Origin of the sequence: Arthrobacter sp. E44, from assembly GCF_041877125.1 — a bacterium.
Taxonomy (GTDB): domain Bacteria; phylum Actinomycetota; class Actinomycetes; order Actinomycetales; family Micrococcaceae; genus Arthrobacter.
On record NZ_JBHDJA010000004.1, the window covers coordinates 41283 to 53711 of the forward strand.

Sequence of the window (12429 nt, forward strand, 5' to 3'; positions counted from 1 at the left end):
GATGAATCCGTTGCTGGTGGGCTCGGTGACAGTGACGTTTACGGCCACGGCTGACACGCCTGTTGCCGGGATGCCGCCCCGTCCGGTTACCGGGACCTTGATGGTGGCTCCGGGAGCGACTGGCCCGCTGGTGCCTCCGGTGCCGTTGCGCGTATCAAGCTGCCGGAACGGGGTCTGGGAGGAAAACGAGCCAGGGTTCGACGGACTGCTGGTTCCTGCCGGTGACGCAACTTGCAGCAACCGGTTTAGGGTTCCCGGGCTGGCGTTGGAGATCTTGCCGCTGGCTGAGGAAGAATTCAGTGCGTCTCCTATCTGGGCAGGGGAGAGCAGCGGGTTCTGCGAGAGCATGAGGGCAGCAGCGCCTGCCACATGGGGAGTGGCCATTGAGGTCCCGCTTAGAGATGCGGTGGCGGCCGGGGAGGTGTACCAATCGGATGTAATGCCAACGCCGGGGGCGTAAAGATCCACGCAACTGCCGAAGTTTGAGAAGCTGGCCTGGTGGTCCGTGGAATCGCTGGCAGCGACCGTGATTGCCGCCGGAACCCTGGCAGGGGAAGCCGTGCATGCATCGGTGGCACTGTTACCTGCAGCAACAACCGCGGAAATACCGTCGGCGATTACCGCCTCCACGGCAGCGTCCAAGGTGCTGCTCGTGGGGCCGCCAATGCTGAGGTTCACCACAGCCGGAGTTCCGGCACGGTGGTCCCCTGCAATCCAATCGAGTCCTGCAATAACGTCCGAGTAGAGGCCTGTGCCATCACAGGCCAGTGCCCGCACCGGGATCAAAGTCGCGAGTTTTGCCACGCCATAGGTTGAACCGCCGATAGTGCCGGCTACATGGGTGCCATGTCCGTTGCAGTCGCTGGACCCGAGGCCGTCGGACTTCGCCGTCCAACCTGTTGCAACCCGGCCGCCGAAGTCGACGTGGGATGCGAGGATCCCAGTGTCGAGTACATAGACGCTCACGCCTTGCCCGGTGCCGGAGGGCGTGTACGTGCTGGATAGGGGCAGCGATTGTTGATCTATCCGGTCCAGTCCCCATGGCGCCTGCTCCTGGGTTGTGCTGTAGACCGTGACGGGCTGGTCCGGCTCAACGGCGACGGCTTTGCCGGACCGCATCAGGGCTGAGGCTTGCGCCGGGGTGGCTTTTATCGCAGCGCCCTTGATCGCATTATCGAACATACGGCTAACGCCAATACCTTGGCCGCGCAGGGCACTGCTCTCTTGCCTGACGTCCGCTGCCGAGGGGAACCGGACAATGTAATCACCCTTGTCAGCCGCCGCGGCGCTGGCGATGGGAGCAGGGAGAAGCACCGCTCCCAGCATTGAACAGACCAACACAATGTATAGAACAGTGGCACGTGCGGCAGGGCGCAGAATCGGAGGCAACGGAACGTCCGTCCTTTTTTGACTGTGAGAAACGAGGGGGTTTTCCCCGTTCAAATCTATCGGGGACGGGAACCCGATCTTCCGAAGCTCGGGCGATCCTTCGCATTCCCTGTGCGAATCTTCGCAAACCTACGCTGCAGTCCTGGCGGTGTGTTTCCACGTCCAGGCTTTTGTCACGACCCGTCATACTCATGGCGTTGGGCGCCCCCGCTTCCTAGACTTGGCGAAGGTCATGAGTGCCAGCGCCAAGCCCCGGCTCGCTGGCCGGCAACCCTCCATCCGCGGTGGGGTGCCCCGGGTGAGGACCTGGCTGTCCGGCACGAGCCGACAGCAAGCGCGGCCCGCACTGCCCCTGAGCATGCCGGGCCCATGTCAAAGGAGATTTGGATGTCCAACGCTTGGTCCTTCGAAACCCGCCAGATCCACGCCGGCCAGGAAGTGGACAGTGCAACGGGAGCCCGTGCCCTGCCCATCTACCAAACCACGTCCTTTGTTTTCCCAACGGCCGAGAGCGCAGCCAACCGCTTTGCACTCTCCGAACTGGCGCCCATCTACACCCGCATCGGCAACCCGACGCAGGACGCCGTCGAACAGCGGATTGCCAGCCTTGAAGGCGGCCTGGCCGCGCTGCTGCTGAGTTCCGGCCAGGCCGCCGAAACGTTCGCGGTCCTGAACATTGCGGAGGCCGGCGACCACATCGTAGCCAGCCCCAGCCTCTACGGCGGCACCTACAACCTTTTCGCCCACACCCTGAAAAAATTCGGCATCTCCGTCACGTTCGTGGACGACCCCGACAACCTGGACCAGTGGCGCAACGCCGTCCGGCCCAACACCAAGCTTTTCTTCGGTGAAGTGGTCTCCAACCCGCGCCAGGACGTCCTGGACATCGAGGGCATCTCCGAAGTCGCCCACCAGGCCGGCGTGCCCCTCATCGTGGACAACACCCTCTCGACGCCGTACCTGATCCGGCCGCTGGAGTGGGGAGCGGACATCGTGATCCACTCGGCCACCAAGTACCTGGGCGGCCACGGCACAGCCATCGCCGGCGTGATCGTCGATTCCGGCAAGTTCGATTTCAGCAAGGACCCGGAACGGTTCCCCGGCTTCAACACCCCGGATCCCACGTACAACGGATTGGTCTACGCCCGCGACCTGGGAGCCGATGGAGCGCTCGGTGCCAATCTCTCCTACATCCTCAAGGCGCGGGTCCAGCTCCTGCGGGACCTGGGCTCGGCGGTTTCGCCGTTCAACGCCTTCCTGATTTCCCAGGGCCTGGAGACATTGAGCCTGCGGGTGGAGCGCCATGTTGCAAACGCGGCGGAGGTTGCGCGGTGGCTTGAAGCAAGGGACGACGTCGAATCGGTCGCCTACGCCGGGCTGCCGTCCAGCCCCTGGTACGAGCGTGGCCGCAAGTATGGGCCCAAGGGGACGGGCGCCGTCGTCGCCTTCAACCTGGCCGGCGGAGCGGAGGCGGGCAAACGCTTCGTCGACGCTTTGGAATTGCACTCCCATGTGGCCAACATCGGCGACGTGCGCTCCCTGGTCATCCACCCGGCGTCGACCACCCACAGCCAGCTCTCGCCGGAGCAGCAGGTGGTGGCCGGGGTGCACCCGGGACTTGTCAGGCTTTCCGTGGGCCTGGAACACATCGACGACATCCTCGCCGACCTTGAAGCAGGCTTCAGGGCTGCGAAGGACGCCTAGAAGCCTAAAGTACGACGCCGGGGCGCCACTTAGGCGGCAGGGCAGGGCAGGCAGCAAGTCGGGAAGTCACAACCAGTCACACTCTTGGCTTGGACCGGGTGGTGTTTCGTACACTCGATCCAGGTCATGAGTGCCAGCGACAGCCCCGGCTTGCTGGCCGGCAACCCTCCTTCCGCGGTGGGGTGCCCCGGGTGAGGACCTGGCCTGCCGGTCAATTGACGGCGGGCAAGCGCGTAGAAGAGGTCTTGCCATGACGGTTTCCGTCGCCCCAACCACCATCCCCGAACACGGAATCGTCCGCTACGCCTCCATTGGGGAACTGGAGCTCGAGGCCGGGGGATACCTGCCCGACGTTACGCTGGCCTACGAAACCTGGGGCACCCTCAACGCAGACGCCAGCAACGCCATCCTGATCGAGCACGCGCTCACGGGCAGCACTCACGTAACCCGCGGAGACACCGACGAGGAAGGCTGGTGGGAGCAGCTGGCCGGGCCCGGTGCCCCCGTGGACACGGACCGTTTCTTCGTGGTGTCCATCAACATTGTGGGCGGCTGCTACGGCTCCACCGGCCCCTCATCGCCCGCCCCCGACGGATCGCCCTGGGGTTCCCGCTTCCCCCTGGTCACGCTGCGGGACAGCACCGTGGCGGAGGCCCGGCTGGCGGACCAGTTGGGGATCAAGAGCTGGTTCGCGGTTCTTGGCGGCTCCATGGGCGGCGCCCGGGCGCTGGAATGGGCAGTGACCTACCCGGAAAGGGTGCAGCGCTGTGCCGTCATCGCCGTGGGGGCTGCGAGCACGGCAGAACAAATCGCCTTTGCCCAGGCCCAGACCCTGGCCATTCGGCAGGATCCAAACTTCAACGGCGGCGACTACTACGGCGGTCCCTGTCCTGAAGAGGGCCTGGCCCTTGCCCGGCGCATCGCCCACATCACCTACCGGTCCGCCGCCGAACTGGAAGGCCGCTTCGGCCGGGCGGCCCAGGCATCCGAGTCGCCCCTTCAGGGGGAAGTACTGGCAGCCCGTGGCCGCTACCAGGTGGAAAGCTACCTGGACCACCAGGGCAACAAGCTCGTGAAGCGCTTTGACGCCAACAGCTACATCGCCCTGACCGAAGCGTTGATGAGCCACGACGTCTGCCGCGGACGGGGAACCCTGGCCGAAACCCTGGCCGGTGCTACTGCACGCTTCTTCGTGGCCGCCGTCGACTCCGACCGACTCTACTTCCCGTCCCAGTCCCGGGAACTGGCGCAGGCGCTGCCCGGCGAGGTGGACGTCCACGTCATCCAGGCACCCATCGGCCACGACGGGTTCCTCACCGAGATAGGCCAACTGGGGGCGCAGCTGCGGGGCAGCTTCCTGGTCTAGGCACTCCTGGACCAGGCAGTTTTGGTCCACACGTTCCTGGTCAAAGCCTCCGAGGTTCAGCCAGCTCCAAGGAAACCTCCAGCAGTGTGCATTCCTGCAGATGCCTTCTGCACTAATGGTCGTTGAGGTTGCACCGGCAAGCAGACCATACTCATCGAAGCCGGTTTTCGTGGTGTACATCACATCCGGCTGCCATCGACTGTCCCCGTGGTGTCGACGACGACGCCGAAGGAGTTCGCATTGAGTACGGAACGCTCCGCCGCAAGGCGCACCGAGGAAACCGACGTCAAGGCATCAGGCCTGAAGAAAGTGGTGACGGCCTCCATGGCCGGCACCGTCGTGGAGTGGTACGAGTTCTTCCTCTACGCATCCGCAGCCACCCTGGTGTTCGGGAAAGCCTTCTTCCCCAACGCCGGGACAGAACTGGATGGCATCATCGCCGCCTTCCTCACCTACGCCGTCGGTTTCGTGGCCCGTCCCATCGGCGGCATCGTGTTCGGCCACTTCGGCGATAAGTTCGGCCGCAAGCAACTGCTGCAGCTCAGCATCATCCTGGTGGGCGTCTCCACCTTCCTCATGGGCTGCCTGCCCACGTTCGGGCAGATCGGCTACTGGGCTCCCGCGCTGCTGGTCATCCTCCGGTTTGCCCAAGGATTCGCCGTCGGCGGGGAATGGGGCGGCGCCGTCCTCCTCGTGGCGGAACACAGCCCCAGTAAGTCCCGCGGGTTCTGGGCCAGCTGGCCGCAGTCCGCGGTGCCCCTGGGCAACCTCCTCGCCACGGCCGTGCTGTTCATCCTGTCCTCCACCCTGACCCAGGAAGCCTTCCTCGGGTGGGGCTGGCGTGTTGCCTTCTGGCTGTCCGCGGTGATCGTGCTGATCGGCTACTACATCCGGACCAAGGTCAACGACGCCCCCATCTTCCTTGAAGCGCGTAAGGAAGTGGACGCCGGCCACAAGGGCTACGGCGTGGCCGAGGTCTTCCGCCGCTACCCGCGCGGCGTCTTCACCGCCATGGGCCTGCGCTTTGCGGAGAACATCCTGTACTACCTGGTGGTGACGTTCTCCATCACCTACCTGAAGACCGTGGTCCAGGCCGACACCACGCGCATCCTCCTGCTGCTGCTCCTGGCCCACGCCCTGCACTTTGCCGTGGTGCCCATGGTCGGCAAGCTCTCGGACCGGTTCGGCCGCAAGCCCGTCTACATGGCCGGCGCCATTATGGGCGCCACCTGGGGCTTCTTCGCGTTCCCCATGATGGACACGAAGAACGACTTCATTATCCTGGCGGCCATCATGATCGGCCTGGTGTTCCACGCCTTCATGTACGCTGGGCAGCCTGCCATCATGGCGGAGATGTTCCCCACCCGGATGCGTTACTCGGGCGTCTCCCTGGGCTACCAGGTGACGTCGATCGTGGCCGGCTCCCTGGCCCCGATCATCGCCGCCTCGCTTTTGGGCACCTACAAGTCCTCGGTCCCCGTGGCCGTCTACCTGCTCATCGCCTGCGCCATTACCGCCGTCGCGGTCTTCTTCCTGAAGGAAACCCGCGGCGTCTCGCTGCATGACGTGGACGCAGCCGACGCCAAGGGCACCGCCGACCTGCTGGCCGCCAGCAAGAAGTAGGGCCCCATGAAAGCCGCCGTCCTGTACGCCACCGTCCCCGCCACTGGAAACGCCTCTGGTAAAAGCAGCTTCGCCGACGCCCGGCCACTGGTCGTGGAGGAACTCGAGCAGCCGGAGCCCCGCACCGGTGAGCTTGGTGTTGCCATCACCTATTCGAGCCTCTGCCATTCGGACCTCTCGGTGGTGGACGGCTCACGGGTCCGGCCACTCCCCATGGCCCTGGGCCACGAGGCGGTGGGGCGCGTGGTGTCCGTGGGCCAGGGCGTAGGAGACATCTCCGTGGGCGACCACGTGGTGCTGGTGTTCGTGCCCAGCTGTGGCCACTGCCGGGCCTGCCTGGCCGGCCGGCCCGCGCTTTGCCACCGGGCAGCGGAGGTCAACGGCTCAGGAGACCTGCTGCACGGGCCTGCCCTGTTGCGGACGCCGGAAGGGAAGCGCATCAACCATCACCTGGGCGTCTCGGCGTTTGCGGACTACGCAGTGGTTGCGCGGGAATCAGTGGTGGTGATTGACGACGACGTCCCGGACACGGTCGCCGCGATGTTTGGTTGCGCCGTGCTCACCGGAATGGGCGCGGTGTTCAACACCGCCGAGGTCAGTCCCGGCCAGTCCGTGGCAGTTTTCGGCCTGGGGGCGGTGGGGCTCTCCGCGGTCATGGCGGCACGCCTGGCCGGAGCTGCCAGCGTGATTGCCATTGATCCGAACCAGGGCAAACACCAGCTGGCCCGTGACGCCGGTGCCACCGCGGTGGGTACGCCGGACGACGCGGGGCGCCTCATTCAGGAAGCGTCCGGCGACGGAGTGGATGTTGCCGTCGAGGCGGTGGGCTCGGCAGGCGTGATCGCGTCCTGCCTGGAACGGGTGACCCGGGGCGGGGCAGTGGTCTCGGTGGGCCTTCCACACCCGTCCGCCGAGTTGACCGTTCCGGCCCTCCAGTTCGCCGGCGCCGGCAAGCGCCTGCTGGGCTCCTATATGGGTGATGCCGTTCCCGCCCGCGACATCCCGAGGTACCTGGGGTACTGGCGGGAGGGCAAGCTGCCGGTTGAGCTGCTGCACACCGACACGCGGCCACTGAGCGAGATCAACGAGGGGCTTGATGCACTCGCCGCCGGGAAGGTGGTGCGGCGGCTCTTCCAGGCCTGACCCGTCGTTTGCCCCTACGGCTGGGCCAGCCTCAGCCTGCCAGCAGTCCGGCCCGCTCCTTCAGCTCCTCCTTGAGGGCCGCGATCACCGCCTGCACCCGGGCCGACCGAAGCGACTCCGGGCGGGCCACGGCCCAGATAGGGAGCTGGCGTTCGAAATCCGCAGGCAGGACTGGAACGAAATCTTCCCGGTCCGCCACCATGAAGTTGGGCAGCAGCCCGATGCCGGCGCCCTGCCGAACGGCCTCCACCTGTGCGAATACGCTGGTGGCCTGGAAGCTTGTCCGGGGCATCGGCAGCTGCGATGACCAGCGGGGGCCCAGTTCCGCCACCTGGAGCGCAGACTCGACGTACGAGACAAACGCGTGCTGCCCCACGTCGTCGAGCGTTTCCGGGAGGCCGTGCCGCCCTGCATAGTCGGCGCTGGCGTAGAGGCGCAGGTAGTAGTTGCTCAGGAAAATGGTCTGTGCGGTGCTGACGTCGGCCCGGCCCACCACGATCTCCAGGTCTACCCCTGACCGGTTCTGGCTGACTTTCCGGGTGGCGCTGAGCATTTCGATGTTCAGTTGCGGGTTCTGCTGCTGGAGCCGCACCAGCGATGGAGTGACGAACACCGCTCCCACTGCGTCGGTGGTGGCCACGCGGACCAGGCCCGCAAGGGCGCTATTGTCCTGGCTGATCAGGCCCGACAGGGAGCCGAGTGTACTCTCGATCGCCTCCGCCGCGTCCACCGCGGCAGCACCGAGCTGCGTCAGTTCCCAGCCGTGTGGGCTGCGCTCCAGCGTGCGGCCGCCCAGCTGCTTGTCCAGCGCGAGGATCCGGCGCGAAATCGTGGTGTGGGTGGTCCCCAGGCTCTCGGCCACGGCATTGAAACGGCCCAGGCGTGCAACCGTCAAAAGGATAAGCAGGTCGTCGGGGCTCGGCAGCCGTCTGGCGTCCACGTTGGACCTTCCGTTGATGTGCATCAATGCACAGAGTGTCTGTGATTTTTCCCCTTGATTGCACCCTAACACGGTGTGATGGTTGACACAGGCATGCCGGCAGAAGCGCCGGAATGAAAGCAAAGGAGCTTACGCATGGCAGTTATCGGTTGGGTTGGCCTGGGCAACATGGGCGGCCACATGTCGGTGAACCTGGTGAAGGCGGGGCATGACGTCCGCGGCTTTGACCTCAACCCCGCAGCCCTGGATGCGGCTGCAGCGGGCGGCGTCAAGCGGGCCGGCAGCATCGCCGAAGCCGTGGATGGCGCGGACGCCGTGTTCACCATGCTCCCCAAGGGCGAGCACGCCCGCGCGGTGTATCTCGGCGCGGACGGGGTGCTGGCGCACGCGGATACGCGCACGCTGCTCATCGACTCCTCCACCATCGACATCGCCTCTGCCCAGGAACTGCACGACGCCGCTGCTGCCGCCGGTTTCCGGTTCGTGGACGCGCCGGTGTCCGGCGGAATGAGCGGGGCCGAGGCTGGAACCCTGACGTTCATGGTGGGCGGGGAAGAAGGCGCCGTCAAGGACGCTGCCGGCTACATCGGCCCCATGTCCGGCAACATCATCCCCACGGGCGGCCCCACCACGGGGCAGGCAGCCAAGATCTGCAACAACCTGATGCTTTTCATCAACCTTGCCTCCACCGCTGAGGGCGCGGTGCTCGCAGACCGGCTGGGCCTGGACAAGCAGGTCTTTTGGGACATCGCCTCGGTTTCCTCGGGAGACTCATGGGCGCTCCGGACCTGGTACCCCGTGCCCGGTGTGGTTCCCACAGCGGCCTCCAACAACGACTTCGCACCTACCTTCACCACCGAGCTCGCGAACAAGGACATCGGCCTGGCGATCAGCGCCGCCGAAGACACCGGCACACCCCTGGAGATCGGCAAGCACGTCCAGCAGTTGTTCCAGCGGCTCATCGACGCCGGGGACGCGGGCAAGGACTGCTCCATGATCATCAAGCTCGTGGACGGCTCGCTCGAGGCCGCTGACCGGGCGCCGTCCAACTAACCACGCCGTCCAACCAACCACCCGGCAAGCACCGCAGGAAAAGAGACTCTTTTGGAAACCATCCCGCACTACATCAACGGCGCCCGCGTCACCGATGCCGACCGCTTCGGTCCGGTCTTCAACCCCGCCACCGGCCAACAGGAAAAGCAGGTGGCACTTGCCTCCACGGCCCGGACAGAGGAAGCCATCGCGGCAGCCCGCGCCGCGCTGCCTGCATGGCGGGCAACCAGCCTTGCCAAGCGCACCACCATCTTCTTCAAGGTCCGCGAAATCCTGAACCAGCGCAAATCCGAACTCGCCGCGATCCTGACCAGCGAGCACGGCAAGGTCCTCTCCGACGCGGAAGGGGAAATCGCCCGCGGCCTGGAGAACATCGATTTCGCCACCGGCCTGTCGCACATGCTGAAAGGCGAGCGGTCGGAGCAGGTCTCCAGCGGCATCGACGTCCATTCCATCCGCCAGCCGGTGGGGGTCGTGGCCTGCATCACCCCGTTCAACTTTCCGGCCATGGTGCCGCTGTGGATGATCGGCAGCGCCCTGGCCTGCGGCAACACCGTCCTGCTGAAGCCGAGCGAAAAGGACCCGTCGGCTGCAGTCTTCATCGCCGAAGCGTTCGCCGAAGCAGGGTTGCCGGCCGGCGTCCTGAACGTGGTCCAGGGGGACAAGGAAGCCGTGGACGTCCTGCTGGAGCACCCTGACGTTAAGGCCGTGAGTTTCGTCGGGTCCACCCCGGTGGCCCAGTCCATCTACAAGCGGGCAGCTGAGCACGGCAAGCGGGTGCAGGCCCTGGGCGGTGCAAAGAACCACATGGTGGTGCTTCCCGACGCCGACCTGGACATGGCTGCCGATGCAGCGGTTTCCGCCGCGTACGGTTCCGCCGGCGAGCGCTGCATGGCTGTCAGCGTCCTGGTGGCCGTGGGGAACATCGCTGACGACCTGGTGAAGGCGATCTCAAGCCGCATGGCGGACCTCAAGATTGGTGACGGCACCGATCCGGCCTCGCAGATGGGTCCCTTGATCACCGCGGAGCACCGGGAGCGCGTGGCCTCGTACGTTGCGGGAGCGGAAGGTGAAGGCGCAACCGTGGTGGTGGATGGGCGCTCGCAGCAGTTCGACTCCGGCGGGTTCTTCATCGGCGTCAGCCTGGTGGACCACGTCAAGCCCGGCATGAGGGTGTACGACGACGAAATCTTCGGCCCCGTCCTGTCCGTGGTCCGCGTGGATACCTACAACGACGCAGTCCGGCTGGTCAACGAGAACCAGTTCGGCAACGGCACTGCCATCTTCACCCGCGACGGCGGCGCAGCGAGGCAGTTCGAGTTCGACGCCGAAGCGGGCATGGTGGGCGTTAACGTGCCCATCCCGGTTCCGGTGGGCACCTTCTCGTTCGGCGGCTGGAAGAACTCCCTGTTCGGCGACACCCACATGTACGGGCCGGACAGCATCCGCTTCTACACCCGGGGCAAAGTGGTGACCACGCGTTGGCCCGACCCATCAACCTCGGTGATCGACCTGGGCTTCCCCCAGGTGGACTAGTTCGGTGGATTGAACCAGCGGATTACGCCGCATTAGACAAATAAAGAGTAGGTCGGGGACCGGAAACCGGTCCCCGACCTGCCTGCTTACCAGAGTCAGCCGTTCATGATGTCGCCGCGGCGCTTCATGTACTCCTCCATGGACAGTTCGCCGTTGCTGTATTGCTGGTCCAGTTCGGCGAGCTTGCGTGCGCGGAACCCCTGCGGTGCCGAGGGCGGTGGGGGAGTGGCAGGCCCGGAGGGCTGCCCGGGGCCTGGCCGGCCAAGCTGGGGCTGCTGGTACCCCGGCTGCTGGAGCGGCGGTTCCTGCCCGAATTCCTGTGGCGCACCACCGAACCGGGGGTCCGGCATGGGCGCCTGTCCGTGCTGGTACGGCGGCAGTTGCTGCCCGCCATAGGGCTGCGGCGGCTGGCCTGGCTGGCGGAAGCCGCCGGAAAAGTAGTCCTGCTGGGTGTAGCCGTCGCGGGGCTGGCGGTTCTGCGGCCCGGCCGAACCGGGGAACTGGCCATAACCCGGGTACTGGTCCGAACCGGGGAACTGGTTCGGACCCGGAAACTGCCCGGGCCCCGAAAACGGACCGGGCAAGCCCTGGTCCCGGTCCCGCCGCGCCATGGAGCGCCGGTACGCCCGCATGGCCATGGGGACCACGAAGGACAGGATGATGATCCAGAAAAACAAGCTGCTCACGGTGCCGCGCCTCTCGTGTGGTGTCCTTCCAGCGTAACCCCGGCAGCGTTACCGGCGGCTGGGTTCGGAGGTACCCAACGGGCCTTCGCCGGATCCCAACGGAACGCCCGGGCCGAAGACGGGACCCGGCGTCGGCCGTTTTGCCGTGAGGCCGTCCCCGGACGACTGGTGGCGCAACCGGCGCAGCACCCATGGCACGAAGTATTCCCGCGCCCACACGAGGTCCCCGCTCCTTGCCTCGCGCCAGGTGCGCGGCGGCAGCGGCTTGGGCTGCAGCGGTTCCAGGGAGTGCTCCACGTTGAGCGCATCCAGCACCATGGCCGCAATGGTGTGGTGTCCCAGCGGGGAGAAGTGCAGACGGTCCTGGTCCCACATCTGCGGGTCGCCCAGCTGCCGCAGCGACCACATGTCAGCGATGACGGCATCATGGCGCGCGGCAACCGTGCGCAGGTTCTCGTTGTAGATGGCCACCTTGCTGCGGATCCGGCTGAGCACCGAGGAGCCCGTATCCGGCCCGTTGAACAGGACCACGGTGGCTCCGCCCATGGACAGGATCTGGACCACGGAATCGAGCTTCTCGGCCAGCGCGTCGGGATCGCCGCCGGGACGGATCAGGTCGTTGCCGCCGGCGGACAGGGTGACCAGGTCCGGCTTCAGTTCCAGGGCCGGGGCAAGCTGCTGGTCTACGATCTGTTGGAGCAGCCGGCCGCGCACGGCAAGGTTGGCATAGGCGAAGTCCGGCTGGGTTCGGCCCAGCTCTTCCGCCACCCTGTCGGCCCAGCCGCGGTGGCCGCCGGGGCTTGAGGGTTCGGGGTCGCCGATGCCTTCGGTGAAGGAGTCTCCCATCGCCACGTACCGGGTCCAGGGGTGGGAACCGGGGTGGGCAGACGGGGTCTGGAGGGCACTTGCGTCAGTCACGGTCCTATCCTGCCTTCCGCTTCGCTGCCTACGCGAACGTAGGTTGTTACTTCCGGGTAACTGGTATGAAT

Annotated in this window: 10 protein-coding genes and 2 riboswitches; of the genes, 6 read left to right on the forward strand and 4 right to left on the reverse strand. The window is 66.0% G+C overall.

From position 1 onward, the window contains the following. The coding region (locus tag ACETK3_RS05235) for a S8 family peptidase (RefSeq protein ID WP_373992635.1) at positions 1–1314 on the reverse strand (1314 nt) is incomplete at its 3' end. A gap of 303 nt (positions 1315–1617) precedes the next feature. Further along, positions 1618–1732: riboswitch (SAM riboswitch) on the forward strand. A gap of 44 nt (positions 1733–1776) precedes the next feature. Between ACETK3_RS05235 and ACETK3_RS05240 the strand changes: the two genes are divergently transcribed. From ACETK3_RS05240 to ACETK3_RS05255, 4 genes are all read left to right on the forward strand, one after another. Continuing rightward, positions 1777–3093, forward strand: coding sequence for a bifunctional o-acetylhomoserine/o-acetylserine sulfhydrylase (locus tag ACETK3_RS05240; RefSeq protein WP_236801833.1), 1317 nt, complete (start codon positions 1777–1779; stop codon positions 3091–3093). A 122-nt stretch (positions 3094–3215) separates the two neighbouring features. Continuing rightward, a riboswitch (SAM riboswitch) is annotated at positions 3216–3331 on the forward strand. 12 nt (positions 3332–3343) lie between these two features. Further along, positions 3344–4459 (forward strand): homoserine O-acetyltransferase, encoded by a 1116-nt coding sequence (locus ACETK3_RS05245; protein WP_236801835.1) that lies wholly within the window; start codon positions 3344–3346, stop codon positions 4457–4459. Positions 4460–4699: 240 nt separating this feature from the next. Then, entirely contained in the window at positions 4700–6082 is a 1383-nt protein-coding gene (locus ACETK3_RS05250) for an MFS transporter (protein WP_236801836.1), read from the forward strand. 6 nt (positions 6083–6088) lie between these two features. Beyond that, positions 6089–7225, forward strand: a complete 1137-nt coding sequence (locus tag ACETK3_RS05255) for a zinc-dependent alcohol dehydrogenase family protein (RefSeq protein ID WP_237430178.1) — start codon at positions 6089–6091, stop codon at positions 7223–7225. 31 nt (positions 7226–7256) lie between these two features. Here the strand turns inward: ACETK3_RS05255 and ACETK3_RS05260 are convergent, their stop codons facing one another. Next, a complete protein-coding gene (locus ACETK3_RS05260) occupies positions 7257–8189 on the reverse strand; it encodes a LysR family transcriptional regulator (protein ID WP_237430179.1) in 933 nt (310 codons plus the stop codon). Positions 8190–8300: 111 nt separating this feature from the next. On the opposite strand from ACETK3_RS05260, the gene mmsB reads away from it, so the two are divergent. Next, positions 8301–9218 (forward strand): 3-hydroxyisobutyrate dehydrogenase, encoded by a 918-nt coding sequence (gene mmsB / locus ACETK3_RS05265; protein ID WP_237430180.1) that lies wholly within the window; start codon positions 8301–8303, stop codon positions 9216–9218. A 51-nt stretch (positions 9219–9269) separates the two neighbouring features. Beyond that, complete coding sequence (locus ACETK3_RS05270) at positions 9270–10754, forward strand: CoA-acylating methylmalonate-semialdehyde dehydrogenase (RefSeq protein ID WP_237430181.1); 1485 nt, start codon at positions 9270–9272, stop codon at positions 10752–10754. A gap of 95 nt (positions 10755–10849) precedes the next feature. Here ACETK3_RS05270 and ACETK3_RS05275 read toward each other — a convergent pair whose 3' ends face one another. Both ACETK3_RS05275 and ACETK3_RS05280 read right to left on the reverse strand, forming a co-directional pair. Continuing rightward, positions 10850–11440 (reverse strand): hypothetical protein, encoded by a 591-nt coding sequence (locus ACETK3_RS05275; protein ID WP_237430182.1) that lies wholly within the window; start codon positions 11438–11440, stop codon positions 10850–10852. A 48-nt stretch (positions 11441–11488) separates the two neighbouring features. Further along, a complete protein-coding gene (locus tag ACETK3_RS05280; protein WP_237430183.1) occupies positions 11489–12358 on the reverse strand; it encodes an SGNH/GDSL hydrolase family protein in 870 nt (289 codons plus the stop codon). Positions 12359–12429 lie beyond the last annotated feature (71 nt).